The organism is Ruegeria marina (assembly GCF_900101475.1).
Lineage (GTDB): Bacteria > Pseudomonadota > Alphaproteobacteria > Rhodobacterales > Rhodobacteraceae > Ruegeria_B > Ruegeria_B marina.
Genome location: NZ_FMZV01000002.1, coordinates 50906 through 69857, shown reverse-complemented (window position 1 = coordinate 69857; position 18952 = coordinate 50906). Strand labels below are relative to the sequence as shown.

22 protein-coding genes and 1 tRNA gene are annotated in these 18952 nt (G+C 63.0%); 10 read left to right on the top strand and 13 right to left on the bottom strand.

Translation table 11 applies throughout. The features are described from left to right. Window positions 1-47: 47 nt before the first annotated feature. Window positions 48-710: a DNA-3-methyladenine glycosylase I gene (locus tag BLT75_RS02695; protein WP_093027489.1), complete on the bottom strand. Its 663-nt coding sequence runs from the start codon at window positions 708-710 to the stop codon at window positions 48-50. A gap of 65 nt (window positions 711-775) precedes the next feature. Then, window positions 776-1183 (bottom strand): PaaI family thioesterase, encoded by a 408-nt coding sequence (locus BLT75_RS02690; protein WP_093027487.1) that lies wholly within the window; start codon window positions 1181-1183, stop codon window positions 776-778. Window positions 1184-1438: 255 nt separating this feature from the next. On the opposite strand from BLT75_RS02690, the gene BLT75_RS02685 reads away from it, so the two are divergent. From BLT75_RS02685 to BLT75_RS02665, 5 genes are all read left to right on the top strand, one after another. Then, window positions 1439-2389 (top strand): ABC transporter substrate-binding protein, encoded by a 951-nt coding sequence (locus tag BLT75_RS02685; protein ID WP_093027485.1) that lies wholly within the window; start codon window positions 1439-1441, stop codon window positions 2387-2389. A gap of 9 nt (window positions 2390-2398) precedes the next feature. Further along, window positions 2399-3451: a quaternary amine ABC transporter ATP-binding protein gene (locus tag BLT75_RS02680; protein WP_093027483.1), complete on the top strand. Its 1053-nt coding sequence runs from the start codon at window positions 2399-2401 to the stop codon at window positions 3449-3451. Further along, window positions 3448-5514 carry an ABC transporter permease gene (locus BLT75_RS02675; protein WP_093027481.1) on the top strand — a complete coding sequence of 689 codons (2067 nt, stop codon included), beginning with the start codon at window positions 3448-3450 and terminating at the stop codon, window positions 5512-5514. Before BLT75_RS02680 ends, BLT75_RS02675 begins: the two co-directional genes overlap by 4 nt. Window positions 5515-5599: 85 nt before the next feature. Continuing rightward, on the top strand, window positions 5600-6265 hold the full coding sequence (locus BLT75_RS02670; protein ID WP_093028143.1) for an NnrU family protein: 666 nt from the start codon (window positions 5600-5602) through the stop codon (window positions 6263-6265). Window positions 6266-6327: 62 nt separating this feature from the next. Then, window positions 6328-6849, top strand: a complete 522-nt coding sequence (locus BLT75_RS02665; RefSeq protein ID WP_093027479.1) for a DUF2478 domain-containing protein — start codon at window positions 6328-6330, stop codon at window positions 6847-6849. 83 nt (window positions 6850-6932) lie between these two features. On the opposite strand, the gene BLT75_RS02660 is transcribed toward BLT75_RS02665, so the two are convergent. From BLT75_RS02660 to BLT75_RS24290, 4 genes are all read right to left on the bottom strand, one after another. Further along, on the bottom strand, window positions 6933-7664 hold the full coding sequence (locus BLT75_RS02660; RefSeq protein ID WP_093027477.1) for a hypothetical protein: 732 nt from the start codon (window positions 7662-7664) through the stop codon (window positions 6933-6935). After that, window positions 7661-10102, bottom strand: coding sequence for a Lon protease family protein (locus tag BLT75_RS02655; protein WP_143028501.1), 2442 nt, complete (start codon window positions 10100-10102; stop codon window positions 7661-7663). Before BLT75_RS02655 ends, BLT75_RS02660 begins: the two co-directional genes overlap by 4 nt. 185 nt (window positions 10103-10287) lie before the next feature. After that, window positions 10288-10470, bottom strand: a complete 183-nt coding sequence (locus BLT75_RS02650) for a hypothetical protein (protein WP_093027473.1) — start codon at window positions 10468-10470, stop codon at window positions 10288-10290. A 588-nt stretch (window positions 10471-11058) separates the two neighbouring features. Continuing rightward, window positions 11059-11142, bottom strand: a tRNA-Tyr gene (locus BLT75_RS24290). Window positions 11143-11258: 116 nt separating this feature from the next. On the opposite strand from BLT75_RS24290, the gene rlmB reads away from it, so the two are divergent. From rlmB to BLT75_RS02625, 4 genes are all read left to right on the top strand, one after another. After that, window positions 11259-12032, top strand: coding sequence for a 23S rRNA (guanosine(2251)-2'-O)-methyltransferase RlmB (gene rlmB / locus BLT75_RS02640; RefSeq protein WP_093027469.1), 774 nt, complete (start codon window positions 11259-11261; stop codon window positions 12030-12032). A gap of 18 nt (window positions 12033-12050) precedes the next feature. Further along, window positions 12051-12326, top strand: coding sequence for a hypothetical protein (locus tag BLT75_RS02635; protein ID WP_093027467.1), 276 nt, complete (start codon window positions 12051-12053; stop codon window positions 12324-12326). Between the two features lie 120 nt (window positions 12327-12446). Beyond that, window positions 12447-12893 (top strand): YHS domain-containing (seleno)protein, encoded by a 447-nt coding sequence (locus tag BLT75_RS02630; protein ID WP_093027465.1) that lies wholly within the window; start codon window positions 12447-12449, stop codon window positions 12891-12893. A gap of 246 nt (window positions 12894-13139) precedes the next feature. Then, a complete protein-coding gene (locus BLT75_RS02625; RefSeq protein WP_093027463.1) occupies window positions 13140-13610 on the top strand; it encodes a CoA-binding protein in 471 nt (156 codons plus the stop codon). Between the two features lie 4 nt (window positions 13611-13614). Here BLT75_RS02625 and BLT75_RS02620 read toward each other — a convergent pair whose 3' ends face one another. From BLT75_RS02620 to hisA, 5 genes are all read right to left on the bottom strand, one after another. Further along, on the bottom strand, window positions 13615-14175 hold the full coding sequence (locus tag BLT75_RS02620) for a hypothetical protein (protein WP_093027461.1): 561 nt from the start codon (window positions 14173-14175) through the stop codon (window positions 13615-13617). Window positions 14176-14234: 59 nt separating this feature from the next. After that, on the bottom strand, window positions 14235-14552 hold the full coding sequence (locus BLT75_RS02615) for a phosphoribosyl-ATP diphosphatase (protein WP_093027459.1): 318 nt from the start codon (window positions 14550-14552) through the stop codon (window positions 14235-14237). Further along, complete coding sequence (gene hisF / locus BLT75_RS02610; RefSeq protein ID WP_093027457.1) at window positions 14549-15310, bottom strand: imidazole glycerol phosphate synthase subunit HisF; 762 nt, start codon at window positions 15308-15310, stop codon at window positions 14549-14551. Before hisF ends, BLT75_RS02615 begins: the two co-directional genes overlap by 4 nt. Window positions 15311-15498: 188 nt before the next feature. Next, on the bottom strand, window positions 15499-15774 hold the full coding sequence (locus BLT75_RS02605) for a hypothetical protein (protein WP_143028500.1): 276 nt from the start codon (window positions 15772-15774) through the stop codon (window positions 15499-15501). A gap of 152 nt (window positions 15775-15926) precedes the next feature. Beyond that, on the bottom strand, window positions 15927-16655 hold the full coding sequence (hisA, locus tag BLT75_RS02600; protein WP_093027453.1) for a 1-(5-phosphoribosyl)-5-[(5-phosphoribosylamino)methylideneamino]imidazole-4-carboxamide isomerase: 729 nt from the start codon (window positions 16653-16655) through the stop codon (window positions 15927-15929). A 132-nt stretch (window positions 16656-16787) separates the two neighbouring features. On the opposite strand from hisA, the gene BLT75_RS02595 reads away from it, so the two are divergent. Beyond that, window positions 16788-17186, top strand: a complete 399-nt coding sequence (locus BLT75_RS02595) for a DUF2147 domain-containing protein (RefSeq protein ID WP_093027451.1) — start codon at window positions 16788-16790, stop codon at window positions 17184-17186. A 382-nt stretch (window positions 17187-17568) separates the two neighbouring features. Here BLT75_RS02595 and hisH read toward each other — a convergent pair whose 3' ends face one another. Together hisH and hisB are read right to left on the bottom strand one after the other, a co-directional pair. Beyond that, a complete protein-coding gene (hisH, locus tag BLT75_RS02590) occupies window positions 17569-18207 on the bottom strand; it encodes an imidazole glycerol phosphate synthase subunit HisH (RefSeq protein ID WP_093027449.1) in 639 nt (212 codons plus the stop codon). Next, window positions 18207-18794, bottom strand: coding sequence for an imidazoleglycerol-phosphate dehydratase HisB (gene hisB, locus BLT75_RS02585; RefSeq protein WP_093027447.1), 588 nt, complete (start codon window positions 18792-18794; stop codon window positions 18207-18209). The genes hisH and hisB overlap by 1 nt, the downstream gene beginning before the upstream one ends. Window positions 18795-18952: the final 158 nt, after the last annotated feature.

The window sequence follows — 18952 nt, the reverse complement described above, 5'->3', positions numbered from 1 at the left end:
CCGTAAACAGCGGGGCGGCCGTTTTGGCCGCCCTGATTTTTCGCCGGTCAGAGACTCATCGCAAGAACGCGGCTGATCTCGGTCAGCGACCGCCCGGATTGGTCCATCCATGTGTTGAAGGCTGCCTGAACCTGCGCCATCGCCTTCCTGGAACTCGGCGCCTTGTCCACCACTCCTTCGGCGATCAGGCGGGCGGTGACGTCCTGCGACAGGATGAAACTGTCACGCCCGGCAAAGCGCATCGCGTATTGGGCCGTGGTGCCGCCCAGACGCGACGCCCGGGTCTTGAGCAGATCGAGCAAACCGACATAGTCGGTCGAAGGCCAGCCACCCAGAACCTTGCCCGCGCCGCCCTGCTGGCGCAGCTCGAGCAGAAACGCGGCGTTTTCCCGCACGGTGGCGATCTTGGTCCCGTTGCGCACGATGCGGGTGTCCCGCAGCAGGGCATCGAACTTGTCGTCATCCATAAAAGCGCAGCGCCCCACGTCGAACCTGTCGAAGGCGACCTCGAAACCGTCCCATTTTGCTTCGATCACTTTCCAGTTGAAGCCTGCCTGGAAGATACATTTGGTAATGATCGACAACCAGCGGTCGTCCGGCATCGCGGCCAGTTCATTCGGTGACTTCGGTTTTTGCAGCTTTGCCTCCAGGGCAGCATCGCCGCCATGCCGGGCTGCGGCCAGGCCGAATATCTCGTCGAAATGATGCATCGCGCGCCTCCATCTGCTTCACGAATGTCGCCACCTTGTTTCGGTGGGCGCAATCCTTGCGGACCTCAAGGGGCGTAGAACGTCGCTGTGGCGGTCGCGACAAGCTTGCCGCTCTCTTCCTCGGTCATGTCTGCCCGCGCAAAGACCAGCGCCTTGCCGGCACGGACCACTTCGGCCCGGCATAGGATGGCCGTTCCAGCGCCAGGCCGCAGAAACTGGGTGTGCAGGTCGGTCGTGGCGTAGAGTTTGAACGTGTCGCCATGCGCGACCGCGGCCAGAACCATTGTGGTATCGGCAAGTGCAGCCAATGCCTGACCTGAAACGATTCCGCCCACGCGCGCCAGATGATCGGCAAGTGGCATCCGCATCAATGCATGGGTCTTGTCTATGGATACCACCGTCAGATCAAGTGCCCGAACCCATTGGGCAAAATTCTCGTCGAGAATTCTTCGGGCGGTTTCGACGTTCAACATGCCAATCTTGCTCCCGGAATCCGTTTCATGTCCTGCTTCGCTCCATCATCTCCTGCAAAAGGATAGGTGGCCTTTTTGATCAAGCCAAGCTCCCTTTCCCGATCGCGCGAGTGGAGCAATTTGAAAATTCGCTCGACAAATGCGCCGCAATCCATGTTACTGACTGGTCAATCAATAACCCCCCGCAACATCCGGCGTGACAGCCGGTGGTGTTGGGCGGATACTGTGCAAACAAATACAACAGGGAGAACAAGGATGAAGAGCATCGGACTGGGAATTGCGCTGACCGCACTGGCCGGCGCCGTGCAGGCCGCCGACATGGGCGCGGTGGACGAGCCGATCAAGCTGGCGATCAACGAATGGACCGGCCAGCATGTCACCACCCATGTGGCGGGCGAGATGCTGGAAGCGGCAGGCTACAAGGTGGAGTATGTCACCGCCGGCATGATGAACCAGTTCCAGGCGCTGGCGGATGGAGATATCCATGCAACGCTGGAAATCTGGTCGTCGAACGTGTCCGACGAATATGCCAAGAAAATCTCCGAGGGCACAGTTGTCGAAATCGGCGATCTGGGTCTGAACGCGCGCGAAGGCATCGCCTATCCCGCGCATGTCGCCGACTTGTGCCCGGGCCTGCCCGCGTGGGAGGCGCTCAGGGATTGCGCTCAGGTCTTTGCAACCGCCGAAACCATCCCGATGGGCCGGCTGGTCGACTATCCCGCCGACTGGGGCACGCCGGGCGCGGACCGGATGACCGGGTTCGATCTGCCGATCAAAGCGGTTCCGGCCGGGTCCGAAGGGGCGCTGATTGCCGAACTGCGCGCCTCGACCGAACGCAAGTCGCCGCTGCTCATCGTGTTCTGGCAGCCGCATTGGGCGATGTCGGCCTATGACCTCAAGTTCGTGGACCTGCCGGTAGGCAACGAGGACTGCTTCAACGATCCGGCTTGGGGGCCGAACCCGAACGCGGTGAACGACTGCGATTTTGCCCCGAGCCGTATCTTCAAGGCGTCCTGGTCCGGCTTTGCCGAGAAATGGCCGGCGGCCTATGAAATCCTGTCCAACTACCAGTTGAGCGTCGACGCGCAGCAGCCGATGATGGGAAAGATCGACGTCGATGGCGGTTCGGTCGAGGATGTGGTCGCCGCATGGATGGCCGAGAACGAGGCCAGCTGGCGCCCTGTCGTCGACGCGGCGACCAAGTGAGCCGCTGACGTGAGTACGTCGGATACGCCGGCCATTGCCTGCCGGAATCTCTGGCAGGTGTTCGGCCCGAGCGCGGACAAGGCCCTGACCGAGGCGCTGGCTCGGTCAGGGGGCGATACCAATGCGGCGGCCGCAGACCTTCGCGCGCTGGGATATATCCCGGCGGTGCAGGACGCCAGTTTCGAGGTTCGCGAAGGCGAGTTGTTCGTGATCATGGGCCTGTCCGGGTCGGGCAAGTCCACCTTGGTCCGCTGTATCTCGCAGCTGTTGCCGGGCACCGGCGGCGAGATCCGGATCGACGGCGAGAATGTCGTCGGCGCGAGCAAGCAGAAGCTCACCGAGTTGCGGCGGCGAAAGCTGGGCATGGTGTTCCAGCATTTCGGTCTGTTCCCGCACATGACGGTTGCCGAAAACGTGGCCTATCCGCTCAAGGTGCAAGGTGTGGGGCGCAAGGAACGCCGGGCGCGGGCGCAGGAGGTAATCTCGCTTGTCGGGCTCGACGGCCGCGAGGAGAGCTTCCCCCGCCAGTTGTCGGGTGGTCAGCGTCAGCGTGTGGGCATTGCCCGCAGTCTGGCCGTGAACCCCGACATCTGGTTCCTGGACGAACCGTTTTCGGCGCTTGATCCGCTGATCCGGAGACAGTTGCAGGACGAATTCCTGCGCATTCAGGGCAGCTTGCGGAAATCCATCGTTTTCATCACGCATGACATCGCCGAGGCGCTGAAACTGGCCGACCGGATCGCCATCATGCGCGATGGAAAGATCGTACAGATCGGCACACCGACCGAGATCGTGTTGCAGCCGGTCGATGACTATGTGCGCGAATTTTCCAAGGATGTGGCCAAGGGCCGCCATGCCCGCGTGGCCTCGGTCATGCAGGCCGGCGATGGCACGCGCGGTCCCGACGATCCCGGCCTGACCACCAGCATGACGCTCGATGCCGCGCTGGCGCGCTGCATGGAGCTCTACCAGCCAGTGCCGGTACGGGATGCCAGCGGTGCGATTGTCGGAACCGTCAACCCCTCGGATCTGGCCGCCGCATTGCAGGTGGACGACGCATGAGCGTGGCTGCGGATGTTGCTGTGCCGGGTGCCCCGCGACTGACCGTGGGGGCGCAGGCGGCCCTGATCACCGCGCTTGTCGGCGCCCTTTGCCTGGCGCTGGAGCCGATGGCGCCCTGGCTCGGAGCCTGGCCCAAGACCTGGGTTCTGCCGATGACCGACTGGGTCGGCACAGGGGTGAGCTGGCTGCTGGACTGGATCAAGCCGGTGGCGCGGCTTTTCTCGGATATCATGGTCTATCCCATGGGATGGGCAAACACGGTGCTGAACGCCACGCCCTGGCCGATGGTCATCGGTCTTGTCACCGCGCTGGGCTGGTATCTTGGCGGACTGTCGATGGCGGCGCTGGCCTTTGTTGGCCTGGGGCTGGTGCTGGCGTCAGGCTACTGGCACGAGGGAATGAATACGCTGGCGCTGGTCGCTGTTTCGGTGCCTTTGGCTCTGGTTGTCGGTGGCGGGATCGGCATCCTCGCCAACGAGGTGCCGCGGCTCAAGGGCGCGGTCCAGGCGGTGCTGGATGTCATGCAGACAGTGCCCACATTCGCCTATCTCACGCCCTTGTTGCTGCTCTTCGGGTTCGGCCCCGTGGTCGGGCTGATCGCATCCGCGATCTATGCGGCGCCGCCGATGGCGCGCAACGTGATGCTGGGGCTGGAACGGGTCGAGGCCGAGATCAAGGAGGCCGCGATCATGTCCGGCGGCACCCGGTTCCAGCAACTGTTCCAGGTCGAGATCCCCTCGGCCTCGAAACAGATCATGGTGGGGTTCAACCAGTGCCTGATGGCCGCGCTCAGCATGGTGATCATCGCCGCCGTCATCGGCGGCTTCAACGACATCGGCTGGGAGGTCCTGTTGACAATGCGCAAGGCGCAGTTCGGCCCGTCGCTGCTGGCCGGGATGGTGATCGTGATCTTTGCCGTGGTCATCGACCGGATGAGCGCCGTGCTGGCGACCGAACGCAAGCGGTACGATCTGCGGGTTGTCTGGGCGGTTCTGGCCTTCGCGGTGGCCTTCACCGTGCTGTTCTGGTCCAGCCTGCCGGGCGCGTCCGAGGTGGCGATGCTCGACGGGGTGGCCGAGAGCGTGGATCGCGGTCTTACCCGCTTTACCCAGACCAATGGCGTGGCGCTGGAGGCGCTGAAGAACAACACGCTCTACTACGTCCTGCTGCCGCTCCGGATCGGGCTGGATCAGGCGGTTCTGCCCTTCACCTGGGGGTTCATGTGGACCCCCGCGATGAGCGCCTGGGTGTTCGGCCTCGGGGCCGGGCTGGGCCTGTTGTTGGCATGGCGCGGCAACCTGACGGGCGGTATCGTGACCATGATCCTGTTCGGCATGATCGAGACCGGCGTGACCAATTTGCCCTGGCCCTTCGTGCTGACCGGGGCGGCGGCGCTGGGCTATGTGGCGGGTGGCCGGCGCCTGGCGATCCTTGTGGTGGTTCTGCTCGGCACGATCCTGCTGTCGGGTCTGTGGGACAGGGCGCTGTTGTCGCTCTACCTCTGCGGCGCTTCGGTGTTTGCCTGCGCGGTCGTGGGCGGCGCGATCGGCGTGGCCAGTGCGATCTGGACACCCGTCTGGCGGGTCGTGCGGCCGATCTGCGACATGCTCCAGACCATTCCGCTGTTCGTCTTCCTGATTCCGGTGCTGATGCTGTTCCAGATCGGCGAATTCTCGGCCTTTCTGGCGATCTGCGCCTATGCCGTCGTGCCGATGATCCGCTACACCCGCCACGGTCTGGTCGACACGCCCGAGGAGATGATGGAAGCCGCCATATCCAGCGGTGCGACGGACTGGCAGATCCTGCGCGACGTGCGCGCGCCTTATGCCGCGCCGACGATCCTGTTGGGGTTGAACCAGACCATCCTCTATGCGTTTTCGATGCTGGTGATCGCGGCGCTGATCGGCACGACCGGCCTGGGCCAGTCGATCTACCTGGCGCTGGGGCAGGCGGATGTGGGCCTGGGCATTTCGGCCGGCGCGGCCATGGCAATCCTGGCCCTGATCGCCGACCGGCTGGTGCAGGGCTTTGCCGAGGAACGGCGCAAGGCGCTGGGGCTTTGATGCCTGGCGCGGCACGGCTTGACTTTGCGCAAGGCCGGGCGTGGTCTGCCGGTCTAGGGTCGCCCGAAACAGGATGGAGGCACAGATGGGCGGATGGGGCGCGTTCGCAGCGGCATTGGCGGTTTTCCTTGCCAGCCACGCTATCCCGGTCCGGCCGCCGGTCCGGCCGTGGCTGGTCGCGCGGCTGGGGCGGCGCGGCTATCTTGCAGCCTATTCGGTGCTGTCGCTGGCGGTGCTCTACTGGCTCATCCTTGCCGCTCGCGATGCGCCATATGTCGAGGTGATTCCTTCCTGGCCGGTGCTGCGCTGGGTGCCGATGATCGTGATGCCCGTCGTATGCCTGCTCGCGGTCGCCGGGATGCGCGCCTGCAATCCGCTGTCCTTCGGCGGAATGGGGCGGGGGCCGTTCGATCCGTCTGCGCCCGGTGTGCTGGCCTTTTCTCGTCACCCGCTGCCGCTGGCGCTGGCGCTCTGGTCGCTGGCGCATCTGCTGGCCAATGGCGAACTAGCGCATGTGCTGCTCTTTGGTCTTTTTGCGGTATTTGCGCTGTTGGGCATGCGGTTGATCGACCGCCGCAAGCGCCGTGAGCTGGGCAGCGACTGGCTGCTTATGTCGGGCGGAACCCATCTCTTTTCACCGCGGCATGTTGCGGCCCTGTTCCAGCCCTTGAATCTGCTTATGGCAGGAGCGCTCTTTGCCGTGCTTATGGTTGCGCATGCGCCCATCATCGGCTTGTCGCCGATCCCCTGAGGTGGCCGACAGTGGGATGGTGTGCTACATGCATCTGATCTGAAACGAAAGGACGGTTGGGAATGAACCTGGCCTATGTGACGACCCAAGCGCGCGGCGCCACCGACCGGCTGCTGAGCGCGGTGGCCGAGCGGCTCGAGGCGGAGGGCGTGCGCCTCGCCGGTGTGGTGCAGACCAACACCCAATGCGCCGACAATGCCCATTGCGACATGGACCTGCGGGTGATGCCGACGGGCGAAGTGATCCGAATCTCGCAATCGCTGGGAGCGGGTGCACGCGGGTGCCGCCTGGATCCGGGCGAGTTGGAACGCGCGGTCGGGCTGGTTTCGGGGGCGCTGGCCAATGGGCCCGATCTGCTGATCGTCAACAAGTTCGGCAAGCACGAAGCCGATGGCCGGGGTTTCCGCCCGATGATTGCCGAGGCCCTTGCGCTCGATGTGCCGGTTCTGTTGGGCGTCAACGGTCTCAACGAGGAGAAGTTCCTGGCCTTTACCGAAGGGGCGGCCGAGAAGCTCGAGCCGGAGATCGAGGTGCTTGTCCATTGGATGCGTCGCGTTCTGTCGGAAAGAAGCCGCGCGGCCTAGGCACCATTTGCAGAGGGTCCGGAAAATGCCCGGCGCCTTGTTGACCGGGATCGTCGGACGGCGCATTGCGCCTGTTTTTCGCCCTATGTTGCGAATTTTCCGGCGGCGCCGGATTGCGTATCCGCCACCGACTGCCGGGTCCGGTTTGCACCGATCACGACCACGGGGCAGCGGGCCGCACTGACCAGCCGCCGGAGGCCTTCCTCGGTTCTGATCGGTCCGATGTTCAGATCCACGATGATCGCGGTGGCGGGGCTGCGGTCCACCAGGGCGAAAACCGCTGCCTCATCCACATCATCGGACAACGGAATCTCTTGCAGAATGGCGGCATTCGCCCTGGCAAGGGCCTGCGCAACGGCCAAAGAAGTTTCCGAGTGCAGGCTTGCCGCTCCGAGGAGCAGGACGCTGCCCCGCAAACGGAGGATCCGACGCTGACACAGAAGCAAGACATCCTCCTCGCCAAGGGCCGCGCAGGCACAGGTGACAAGGTCACCTTCGGCGACGTCAAAGGTGCCGGGCGCCGAGCCACCGGCGGCCAGACCGGCCAGGAGAGCCTTCAACATGCGCGCCTCGCCGCTCGTGATCCGTTTCAACTGCTCGATCGAAGGTATTTCCCTGAGGAGGCCGCCGGCGGCAACGATCCTGTGCCTTTCGCCCGTGACAAGATTGGCAAACTGCGTTTCGACCAGCAGACCGGACGGTGTCGCCGGTAATCGTTCGACAATCAGGCGCGCGAGGGAGAGCGCGGACTCGACATCGGCAAAGCTCATCCCGGCGACCAGCAGATGACGTTTCGGCCGAATAGTTCCGCTCATCTCCTATCTCCATCTTCTCCCGCGCCGGGACGGAAACCAAAGGCCTTGCGTTCCCGGGCATATGCGCGAAGCCGCGCCTCGACGGCGGCATTCACGCTGCCATCGGGAAATTCACCGGTTTCCGTCCTGGTTCCTGCCGGGCACCCGGTCATGATTTCGACCCCTTCATCGACGGTCGTGATCGGGATGATCCGGAAGCGGCCCTTTTCAACGGCTTCAACCACATGTTCGCGCAGCATCAGGTGTTCGACATTCGATGCGGGTATGATCACGCCCTGGTTTCCGGTCAGGCCGCGTTCGGCGCACACGTCAAAGAAGCCTTCGATTTTCTCGTTGACCCCGCCGATGGCCTGGACCTCGCCAAGCTGGTTGACCGAACCGGTCATCGCATGGTCCTGGCGCAGCGGTTTTTCCGACAGCGCCGACAGTAGCGCGATGAGCTCGGCACAGGACGCGCTGTCGCCGTCCACACCGCCATAGCTCTGCTCGAACACGAGACTGGCGTGCAGGGAAAACGGGGTGTCGAGCGCATAGGTCGATGTGAGGTAACCCGCCAGGATCATCACCCCCTTGGAATGCAACGCCCCCCCAAGCTCGACCTCGCGTTCGATGTCGATCAGTTTCCCCGTGCCCATCCGGGCCCGCGCGGTGATGCGCGAGGGTCTGCCAAAGCGAAAATCGCCCATTTGGATCACCGACAGCCCGTTGATCTGACCGACCCTGTCCCCATCCGTATCGATCAGGATCGTCCGCCGCGAAATGGCTTCCTGAAAGCGGTCCTTCACGCGCGAAGCGCGCCGTTCGCGTTCCTTCACGGCGTGTTCGATATCGGCCTCGCCCACGGTCTCGCTGCCATCCCCACGGGCATAATGCTCGGCTTCGCGCAGCAGGTCCGTGAGCGGGCCGAGTTTCAGCGACAGCTTCCTGGCATCGTCGGCAATCCGGGTGGCCTCGTCCAGAAGCCTTGCAGCCCCGGCGTCGCTGAGCGGAAGAAGGTCGTGCTTTCGGGCGAAGCTGCGAAGTGTTGCCGTGAGACCAACAAGGGTCTGATCGTTGCGGTCGACCAAGCCTTCGAAATCCGCCTGCACCTTGAAGAGCTCGGAAAACTCGGGGTCCAGCATGACGAGGAGAGCATGCAACATGCGGTCGCCCACGAGAACGACCCGGATGTCGAGCGAAATGGGTTCAGGTTCCAGCGAGGTCGTGGAAAACAGGCTCATGCGATCCGCAAGCGAGGTGATCGAGATCGAGCCTTTCTTGAGGCACCGCTTCAAGGCTTCCCAGGCATAAGGTTCCGTGAGAATCCTTTGCGCTTCGATCAGGAGGTACCCTCCGTTCGCCAGATGCAGGGCCCCGGGACGGATGAGAGAAAAATCCGTGACGAGCGAACCCATTTGCGAGATGTGCTCGATGCGTCCGGTCAATCGCTCCAGCGTCGGCAGATCTTCGACGATCACAGGCGCCGAAGGCGGCTCTTCGGGATCGTGCGAGACGATGACGTTGACAAGATACTTCCTAAAGATCGGGTCCAGATGCGATTTTCCGACCGCTTCCGGGAAAGGCCCGTTCTGCTGCTGCGATGCCGCCTGCAGGAAGGTTTCCGGAGTCTCGATCATGTCGCGTCTGACACGATCGAGATAGCCGGAGATGTCGTCGCTGGACTCCAGCGCCGCCTCTGCCTCGCTGATCCTGCTGGACACTGCCCGCTCTGCCATCTCGGCATTCAGCGTCTCCACCTGCGACCGGTGCGCGCGCTCCAGTTTGGATGCTTCCCTGAGGATTTCCGCCAGTTCGTTCTGGAAGCGATCCACTTTCTCCTCGATGACCGTCTGTTCGTCTTCGGGCAGTTTCTTGAAGTCTTCGGTCTTGAGCACCTCTCCATCGCGGGTGGCGGCAACCATGAATCCCATCGGAGTCCTGATCAGCGTTATGCCTTCGGCGCGGGCACGTTCGGCAAGGTCGGCCATCGCCTGTTCGTGGCGTTCGCTGAATTCCTCCTCGATGGTTCGTCTTTGGGTCTGATACGCCTCGGATTCGAAAATCGCCGGTATCTCTCCGGCCAGATCGTCGATGACGCCTTCCATCTCGGCCTTCAGGCGATTTGCCATGCCAGCGGGAAGTCTCAGCGCAACCGGCTTGTGCGGTGTGTCAAAGTTGTTGACATAGGCCCAGTCACACGGGGTTTCGCGCAATGCCGCATGGCTGCGAAGGACCCGCTCGACAGTGGCGTGGCGGCCCGTGCCCTGTGGCCCGAGCACGAAGAGGTTGAAATCCGCGTGACGAATCCCGACAGAAAGCTCCAAGGCGCGAAGCGCGCGTTCCTGGCCGACAAGTTCACCTTCCCGGAAATCGTCGCTTCCCACGCCCTCCAGGATCGCGGGGTCGCATCTCTGCCTGAGCTGATCCGTCGGCAGCGCACGGGGCGTTTGTGTTGCCATGGTGTCCCCCAACTCAATATTGCGACAATATTAACATAATCTCGCGGAAAAAGGGGGGCGTTGATCTCCATCAAGGGCTGTTGTGCCATCGGTCTTCGGATTTGGCGCGTCCGGAAAATCCCGCGCCCTGCCGAAGACCACAGGACCGGTCGGGCAATCGCGGCCCGGTTTCCGCCGGAATTCGCCTAATCCTCCAGTCCCTGTATCCTTTCAAGAAGCGACACCATGTCTTCGCTTTCATGCAGCACGAGTTCTCGGCCCGTTGAAAGCAGCAGGATGCGTTCGCCGGACTTGTTGTCCGAGATCGCAACGATGTGTTGGACGTTCACGACGTGTCCCATGAGTTCGTTGTCGATGATCTCGATCATTAATGCCATGTCATCTCCCTCTGAAGGTCACGCTCTTGGTCTTGTCCGCGACTGATGTCGACGACTCGATCCAGACCGCGCGCGAAGGTCAAGCTCCGAACGGATCTGACAGAAGGAATGTCCGGTCGATGAGGACAGGTCGGCCCGATTGCCTTAGGTCATGGCAGAACCCGATCCGTTGCATCAATCCCGCAACAGTCCGTTTGCCATTGTGGGATCACTTCACCGGGTCAGGCGTCTCTCTGCCCGGTTTGGCATTCAAGGGGGCGCTGCTGCATTCATGTGTCGGATCGGCAGTGGCGAGACTGCTTGCCGGACGGGCAGTTTGCGAGAAACCGCGACAACGGCATGGTGGTGGCCTGTGCCGCGCATGAGGCGGAGGCGGAGTTCACAGGAACCCGCGGCCTTCAATCTTCCACCTCGAACCATTTCAATCAGCAGCGCCACCACTGGCCCGAGAAAATTTCAAGCTGGTCCGAACGGCTGCTCTCGCCAGGCGGTACCAGTCTTGCGCGGCCCAAGTCGCAGCTTTCATTGGGAAAACCAGACTGCTTGCAGGCTGTCTTGCATTGCAATTGAAAGAGTGAGTGGTGGGCGACCCTGGAATCGAACCAGGCGTGCGTCTCCGCGAGGGAGTTACAGTCCCCTGCCACACCTTGCGGCCTGTCGCCCACTGTCAGGCGTTGCACCTGACGTGGAGGCGTGATTACTAGCGCGCCAAAGGAGCGTCAACAGTAAAAAACCGCTTTGGCGCAGGAAACTTTCGCAGGCCCCGGAGGGCACAGGAAATGAAGAAACCGAAATGGGTTGTCGAGAAGGAACAAGCAAAAAAAGCGGCCGCAGCCGAGACCGTCTGGCTGTTCGGCCTGCACGCCGTGCGCGATGCGCTGGAGAACCCCAACCGGGTGAAACTGCGCCTGATGGTCACGCTGAACGCCCGTGACAAGCTTGCCGAGGCGATCGCTGCCGCGGGCATCGAGCCCGAGATCGTGGACCCGCGCAGGTTCAGCGCCCCGATCGATCCGGGTTCGGTGCATCAGGGGGCGGCGCTCGAGGTCAAGCCGCTCGATTGGGGCCGGCTGGAGGACGTCTGTGTAGGGCGCGAGGTCCCGCGGGTGATTCTGCTCGATCGGGTGACCGACCCGCACAACGTGGGGGCCATTCTGCGGTCGGCCGAGGTTCTGGGCGCCAGCGCCGTGATCGGGACACGCCATCATTCCGCTCCCGAAACGGGGGCGCTGGCCAAGACCGCCAGCGGCGCGTTGGAGCGCCAGCCCTATCTGCGCGTGCGCAACCTGGCCGAAGCAATCGTGGAATTGCAGAACATGGGCTATCTGGTCCTTGGGCTTGACGGTGAGGCCGATGAGACCATCGAGGCCGCGCTTGTCGGTCGGCGGGACCGCGCGGTGGCGCTTGTCCTGGGAGCCGAAGGGCCGGGCCTGCGGCAAAAGACCAAGGAAACGGTGGACAAGCTGGTCAAGATCGACGCAGCAGGCGGGTTCGGTTCCCTCAACGTCTCGAATGCGGCCGCCATCGCCCTATATGCATCCAGGGAACATTGAGGATCGTCGGAGAGGGCATTGGGCGCTGAAATCGTCACCTGTTGTTATTGCGGCAGCCGTACCGGACTGGCCCCGGGCAAACCCGGCGTTTTCAACTGCGGCAGTTGCGGCGCGCCGGTGAAACGGGTCGAAGGCCGCATGATTCCCGCCACCACGGCGCCGATTCATGCCGAAACGCGGCGCGAGAAAACGAAGGTGGAAAAATCGCGCCCCAAGAACCGAAAAAAGAAGAAAAGCCTGGCGCATCGCCTGTTCGACAAGGTGTCCGACGCCATAGATGATATCTTCGACTGAACAAAAGCGCCGGAGCAGGCGCACGTTCGGTTCACATATCCGTTAACGGTCTTTTCCAAACCTTCCGAAACGGGCAGTTTGCTTTGGTCTGAAATCCGCTCTGAAACATGGAGAAGGCCGATGCTGAGCCGCCGCCTTTTCATAACTGGTCTCGCCTCCGTTGCGCTCGGTTCCGCCGCGCGGGCGGATGCGCCGATGTATTTCGCGCCGGGTGGCGTAGCCATTCGGGGGTTCGACACGGTGGCGTATTTCCGAAAAGGTACGCCGTCGCCTGGCTCGCCCGAAATCGCGGTGCTGTGGAAGGATGCGATCTGGCAGTTCGCAAGCCACGAAAACCGTGAAATGTTCGAAGCCAATCCGCGTGCATTTGCTCCGCAATACGGCGGTTATTGCGCCTATGCCGTCGGGCGTGGCTATCTGACGGAAACCGATCCTCAGGCCTGGCGGATCGTTGGCGACAAGCTCTATCTCATACACTCCGCAGAAGTCGCCAGCCTCTGGTCGCAGGATGTACCGGGAAACATCGCGCTGGCCCAGCAGAACTGGCCCCGTGTGCTGTTCCAGTAGGGAGCCGGGCGGCGGATTTTCGCCGTGAATCAGGGCGTCATCAAAAATTGACGGGCAACCTCTTTTTTTTGCGTGAAGTTTGCCTAAATGTCACAGTGACCGCGGAATGGAACTGCCGCGGGTCATTTCACTGTCCCTCGTTCCACACCTAGAGCCCAGGCATTTGCCTGGGCTTTTTTTGTAATCGCTCGGGATGTGTCGCGAATGAGGCTTGCATTGCGCGCTTGGGATACTAACCATTCGGCCATGCAACAGTATTCCGACGAATTTCTGAAACGTGTCTTGGAACGTACCAAGGTGATCGCGGTGGTGGGGGTGTCGCTGAACCCGGTCCGCCCCAGCTACTATGTGGCCCGGTATCTGGGGCTCAAGGGCTACCGCGTGATTCCGGTCAATCCGGGCCACGCGGGGGCGCGCCTGTTTGGTGAAACGGTGCGCGCGAGCCTGCGCGACATCGACGCCCCGGTCGATATGGTCGATATCTTCCGCCGCTCCGAAGCGGTTCCCCCGATCGTCGAGGAGGCGCTTGAAGCCTTTCCGGGTCTCAAGACGGTCTGGATGCAGATCGGTGTCGAGAATGCCGAGGCCACAGCCATGGCCGAAGCACGGGGCGTGGACGTGATCCAGAACCGTTGTCCCAAGATCGAGTATCAGCGCCTCTTTGGCGAGTTGCGCATGGGTGGGTTCGCCACGGGCATCATCTCATCGAAACTGTGACGCTTCAGATCGGTTGAGCGGCCAGTTTCTCGGCTGCCTTCTTCTCAAGCACTTCGCGCTGCGGACGCCAGTTGTAGCGGGTGTCCGCGCGCGTCGGGGCCCAGAACAACTCGCCCCCATAACGCCAGGGGTCAAGAACGACGCCGTCGAACATGTCGTCGCCTCGCCGGCTGATGATGGCGGTGCTGTGATCGATGCGCCAGATGCTGTCGGGGTCGGCAATGGCCCGATGAATGGACAGGGTGCGGAAATTCTCCTGGTTCAGGCGCTTTTGCATGTCCTGGGCGTAATGCACACATAGCCCACGTTCCCGAAAGCCGTTGAGAACCTTGGCATTGTGTATGATTGGGCTGCTGGTGACGTTGTATTCACGTGCCAGTTGACGACCGTAACTGTAGGAGATTTCCGCCGCTCTCTGCGCTTCGGCAGGGTCCACTCCGGGACCGAGCGCGCGAATTTGCTGCGCCAGCGCATTCACGTCATTCTGGGTGACGGATTGCGTTTCAGAGCAGGCCGCTGACAGAAGGACGAGAAGGGGCGCAAGCAGTGCCCTGATGTTGAACATGGTCGGCCTCGGCTGTGGTCGAAATATGTTTCCGAATCGTAGCGGCCGGAAGCCGCCGGTCAACCCTCTGGCCGCGCGGCCTTTTCGGCGATGCCGCTGGTGCCCTGCCGACGAGCAAGCTCGGACAGCACATCCTCCAGCGCCACGTCGCGCGCGGCCAGCATTACCAGGAAGTGATACAGTACGTCGGCGCCTTCCGAGACCAGCCCGTTACGGTTGCCCTTGACCGCCTCGATGATCGCCTCGATGGCTTCCTCGCCGAATTTCTCGGCGCATTTCTCGGGCCCCTTGGCCAAGAGCTTGGCGGTCCAGCTGCTGTCCGGGTCGGCCCCCTTGCGGGTTTCGATAGTGGCGGCAAGGTCGTGCAGGATGCTCATGTCAGCCTCATCGGGATGCCGGCGGCGGCCATGTGTTCCTTGGCCTCGCGGATGGTGAATTCGCCGAAGTGAAAGATCGAGGCCGCGAGCACGGCGCTGGCATGACCCTCGGTCACGCCTTCGACCAGGTGGTCGAGTGTGCCGACCCCGCCCGAGGCGATGACCGGAACATCGACAGAATCTGCGATGGCGCGGGTCAGCGGCAGGTTGAAGCCCGATTTGGTGCCGTCCCGGTCCATCGAGGTCAACAGGATCTCGCCCGCCCCCTTGGCGGTGACGAGGCGGGCGAACTCTACCGCGTCGATACCGGTGGGTTTGCGCCCGCCATGGGTGAAGATCTCCCAGCGGCCCGGTTCCACGGTCTTGGCGTCGATGGCGCAGACGATGCATTGGCTGCCGAACCGGTCGGCGGCCTCGGCGATGACATCGGGGTTGGCCACGGCTGCGGAATTGAAGCTGACCTTGTCGGCGCCTGCCAAGAGCAGAGCGCGCACATCCTCTTGCGTACGCACACCGCCGCCCACGGTCAGTGGCACGAAACACTGTTCCGCCGTGCGGCTGACCACATCGAACATGGTGCCGCGATTTTCATGCGTGGCGTGAATGTCGAGAAAGCATATTTCGTCGGCGCCTGCCGCGTCATAGGCGCGGGCGGCATCGACCGGGTCGCCGGCATCGCGCAGGCCGACGAAATTCACCCCCTTGACCACGCGTCCATCGGCAACGTCGAGACAGGGGATGATACGTGTTTTCAGCATGATGGTCTCGTTGTCGGCGGAGCTTGCCTGTCTTTACTTCGGGAGGCGCCCCGATGCAATCTGAGTACCCGCAAGTGTGAAAGCGGAGCGCTCAAGGCGTTGTTGGAATTCTGTTTTCCACCAAAGGCCGTTGGGGCCTCGAATATCCGCGGCATGCCTGGCGATGCCCCGCCGGTTTGCGGGCCTGTTCAGGCCGCGCTTTTGCGACGGGTCGCGGAACGCTCGATGAACAAGGCGAGGGCGATGAGTACGGGACCCGCGAAAAGATAGAAATAGGCGCCGGAAATGCTCAGCGGCAAAAGCGCGTTTGCCGCCGATGTGGCGCCCGCGCCACCGGCGCAGGCCGCGTAGCCGGTCATCAGGTTGCCGGAACATCCCAGCATCGGCAAGATGACCAGGGCGACGCAGACAACGGATATACTCCCGCCATAGAGGAATATCGCGCGGGCCAGCGGATCATGCATGTCGCGATGCTTCAGAAACGCAATAACGGCTGGCATGCCGAAGAAAAACGAAAAGAGTATGTTTCCGAACATTTGCCTCGACCCGTTGGTTTGCCGGGGCAGTATCCTTCAGTTTTTCGGCCAAGTAAACGCGCCGAGTCCGAAATTGCGCATCAAGGTCGCTGTTTCAGGGCCTTCAGCGCATCCGCCAGGTTAATTGCCCCGTCATAGAGCGCGCGGCCGGAGATGGCGCCGTTCAACTGCGCGCCACAATCACGCAGGGCGATCAGATCGTCCAGCGATGACACCCCGCCCGAGGCGATCACCGGGATCGAGACAGTGCGGGCCAGTTCGGCGGTGGCCTCGATATTCGGCCCCTTCATGGCACCGTCGCGCAGGATATCGGTGTAGATGATTGCCGCGACGCCCGCATCCTCGAAGGATCTGGCCAGATCGGTGACCATGACGTCGGTTTCCTCGGCCCAGCCCTTGGTCGCTACCTTCCCGTTGCGAGCGTCGATGCCGACTGCGACCTTGCCGGGGAACGCACGCGCGGCCTGCCGCACCAGTTCAGGGTTCTCCACCGCCACTGTGCCCAGGATGACGCGCGCCAGCCCCTTGGTGAGCCAGCGCTCGATCGTGGCCATGTCGCGGATGCCACCGCCCAGCTGCGCCGGTACCGGGCAGGCGGCCAGTATCGCCTCGACGGGGGCGGCGTTCACCGGCTCGCCCGCGAAGGCTCCATTCAGGTCGACCAGATGCAGCCATTCGCATCCGGCTTCGACAAAGGCGCGCGCCTGCGCGGCGGGATCGTCGTTGAACACGGTGGCCCGATCCATCTCGCCATGCACGAGACGCACGGCCTGGCCATCCTTGAGGTCGATTGCGGGATAGAGGATCATGGCAAGCGGCTTTCTGCTGTGTGTCGGGCGCGATATGGCACAAGACCGCGAGGGGATGCAACGCGACCCAAAGTCAGCCTTGCCCGATAGTCACCGAGCGCGCCAAACTGCCCGCAAACAGGAGGTTGGGATATGAACAGACTGATTCTTGCGGCCGCACTCGGCCTCGGGTTTGCCGGCGCCGCTGCCGCCGATCCTGCGGCGGGGACGTGGAAGACCGAACCGGGCGATAGCGGCGGATACCTGCATGTAGCGGTCGCCCCATGCGGACCGAGCATCTGCGGCACCATCAAGACGGCTTATGACAAGGATGGCATCGAGCAGGCCGATTATGAGCACAAGGGCAAGCGCATGCTCTGGGACATGCAGCCGGGCGGCGGCGGTTCCTACTCCGGCGGTCAGATCTGGGCCCCGGATTCGGACAAGACATACAGTTCGAAAATGTCGCTCGACGGAGACGCTCTGACGGTAAAGGGATGCGTGGCCGGCGGCCTCATCTGCCGCGGCCAGACCTGGATGCGCGTCAATTAAGACCCTTCGGGATGCTGGCAGGGCCGGGGCCGGGCCTGCTGCCGGACCTTGTCAGGTTCGGACCGCTCCGGTGCATTTTCCCGGGCCGGGCGGTTGTCGGGAAGGGCGAAACGCAGCGCCTTGGCCTCGGTCTTGTCCGGGATAAGGACGCATGATCGCTTGGCCATCAGGTGTTAAGTGGCGCGACTGAGCCCGGCCTGCTGGCGGGGGCGGCTTGTCCGGGCCGTCGTCGTGCCCAAGGCGTGGCCGCAAGGGCGCGCGCCGCCAGGCTGCGAGAGTCCCTCGCCCCGACAGGGCAAGCGGAGGGGGCGGACGCCTCCGGCGGGAGTATTTCCGACCAGAAAGAAGCCCGAATGCACCATGCCGGGCGTGCGGCCTTGCCTCAGGGGCGCCAGGTGAGGAAATTGCCGATCATGCGCAGACCGATGGCCTGACTCTTTTCCGGGTGGAACTGCATGCCCACCATCGTATCGCGCCCGATCACCGCAGTCACGGGCCCGCCGTAATCGACATGGGCAAGCCGGTGCGCGGGATTGCCGACGCGGAAATGGTAGGAATGCACGAAATAGACGTGGTCGCCGGTTTCAATCCCGTCAAACACCGGATGGCGGGCCTCGATCACGAGGTCGTTCCAGCCCATATGCGGCACCTTGAGGGTGGCGTCGGACGGTTCGATCCGGACCACGTCGCCGCCAACCCAGTTCAAGCCGGGTGTATTCTCGTATTCGTGGCCTGTGGTCGCCATCAGCTGCATGCCGACACAGATGCCGAGGAAGGGGCGGCCCTTCTGCTCGACCGCCTCGACCATTGCCTCGTAAAGGCCCTTGTGCCCGCGCAACTCGGCAGCGCAGGCCGGGAAGGCGCCATCGCCGGGAAGGACCAGGCGGTCGGCCCGAGCCAGGATTTCGGCATCGGAGGTCACCACGACCTCGCCTGCACCCAGTTCCCGCGCCATCTTCTGGAATGCCTTCTCGGCCGAGTGCAGGTTGCCCGACTCGTAGTCGATGATGGCGGTCAGCATCAAAGCGTGCCCTTGGTCGATGGGATGGCGTCACCCTTGCGCGGGTCGGGCTCGACTGCCTGCCGCAGGGCGCGGGCCACGGCCTTGAAGGCCGCCTCGGCGATATGGTGGCTGTTCAGCCCGTGCAGCTGGTCGACATGCAGGGTAATGCCGCCATGGGTGCTGAAGGCCTGGAAGAATTCACGTACCAGTTCGGTGTCGAAGGTTCCGATCTTCTGCGTCGGCAGCGTGACATTCCAGACCAGGAACGGCCTGCCGGACAGGTCCAGCGCGCAGCGCACCTGTGCGTCGTCCATCGGCAGATGGCATTCGCCGTAGCGGCGGATGCCGCGCTTGTCGCCAAGCGCCTGGGCCAGCGCCTGTCCCAGCGCGATACCGGTATCCTCGACCGTGTGGTGATCGTCGATGTGATAATCGCCCTCGGCCCGGATCGTCATGTCGATCAGCGAATGGCGCGCGAGCTGGTCCAGCATGTGATCGAAGAAACCGACGCCTGTCCGGTTGTCATAAGTTCCGGTCCCGTCGAGGTCGATCTCGACCGTGATCCGGGTTTCGGCGGTCTGGCGGCTGATGCTGGCGCGGCGCATGGGCGAAATCCTTGTGGTAACGCAGGGCTTTTGACATGCAGTTACGGCGATTTCCAGTGCCTGGCGAACAGGCGTGACGATCTGTTGCGTGAAAACAGGGGATTGAACCTGTCCGCCGCCCGTGCCAGCCTTCGGCCGAACAGAACGAGAGAGGCGGC

Excerpts from the sequence above, each read along its gene's own strand:
- BLT75_RS02615 (WP_093027459.1), bottom strand. The coding sequence starts at position 14,552 with ATGAGCATCCTGCACGACCTTGCCGCCACTATCGAAACCCGCAAGGGG.
- hisH (WP_093027449.1), bottom strand. The coding sequence starts at position 18,207 with ATGCTGACCGCCATCATCGACTACGAGTCGGGCAACCTGCACTCGGCC.
- BLT75_RS02660 (WP_093027477.1), bottom strand. The coding sequence starts at position 7,664 with ATGAGCGGAACTATTCGGCCGAAACGTCATCTGCTGGTCGCCGGGATG.
- BLT75_RS02625 (WP_093027463.1), top strand. The coding sequence starts at position 13,140 with ATGCAACAGTATTCCGACGAATTTCTGAAACGTGTCTTGGAACGTACC.
- hisA (WP_093027453.1), bottom strand. The coding sequence starts at position 16,655 with ATGATCCTCTATCCCGCAATCGACCTCAAGGATGGCCAGGCCGTGCGT.
- BLT75_RS02595 (WP_093027451.1), top strand. The coding sequence starts at position 16,788 with ATGAACAGACTGATTCTTGCGGCCGCACTCGGCCTCGGGTTTGCCGGC.
- BLT75_RS02650 (WP_093027473.1), bottom strand. The coding sequence starts at position 10,470 with ATGATCGAGATCATCGACAACGAACTCATGGGACACGTCGTGAACGTC.
- BLT75_RS02605 (WP_143028500.1), bottom strand. The coding sequence starts at position 15,774 with ATGCATGATCCGCTGGCCCGCGCGATATTCCTCTATGGCGGGAGTATA.
- hisB (WP_093027447.1), bottom strand. The coding sequence starts at position 18,794 with ATGCGCCGCGCCAGCATCAGCCGCCAGACCGCCGAAACCCGGATCACG.
- BLT75_RS02695 (WP_093027489.1), bottom strand. The coding sequence starts at position 710 with ATGCATCATTTCGACGAGATATTCGGCCTGGCCGCAGCCCGGCATGGC.
- BLT75_RS02665 (WP_093027479.1), top strand. The coding sequence starts at position 6,328 with ATGAACCTGGCCTATGTGACGACCCAAGCGCGCGGCGCCACCGACCGG.
- BLT75_RS02675 (WP_093027481.1), top strand. The coding sequence starts at position 3,448 with ATGAGCGTGGCTGCGGATGTTGCTGTGCCGGGTGCCCCGCGACTGACC.
- BLT75_RS02630 (WP_093027465.1), top strand. The coding sequence starts at position 12,447 with ATGCTGAGCCGCCGCCTTTTCATAACTGGTCTCGCCTCCGTTGCGCTC.
- BLT75_RS02620 (WP_093027461.1), bottom strand. The coding sequence starts at position 14,175 with ATGTTCAACATCAGGGCACTGCTTGCGCCCCTTCTCGTCCTTCTGTCA.
- hisF (WP_093027457.1), bottom strand. The coding sequence starts at position 15,310 with ATGCTGAAAACACGTATCATCCCCTGTCTCGACGTTGCCGATGGACGC.
- rlmB (WP_093027469.1), top strand. The coding sequence starts at position 11,259 with ATGAAGAAACCGAAATGGGTTGTCGAGAAGGAACAAGCAAAAAAAGCG.
- BLT75_RS02690 (WP_093027487.1), bottom strand. The coding sequence starts at position 1,183 with ATGTTGAACGTCGAAACCGCCCGAAGAATTCTCGACGAGAATTTTGCC.
- BLT75_RS02670 (WP_093028143.1), top strand. The coding sequence starts at position 5,600 with ATGGGCGGATGGGGCGCGTTCGCAGCGGCATTGGCGGTTTTCCTTGCC.
- BLT75_RS02655 (WP_143028501.1), bottom strand. The coding sequence starts at position 10,102 with ATGGCAACACAAACGCCCCGTGCGCTGCCGACGGATCAGCTCAGGCAG.
- BLT75_RS02685 (WP_093027485.1), top strand. The coding sequence starts at position 1,439 with ATGAAGAGCATCGGACTGGGAATTGCGCTGACCGCACTGGCCGGCGCC.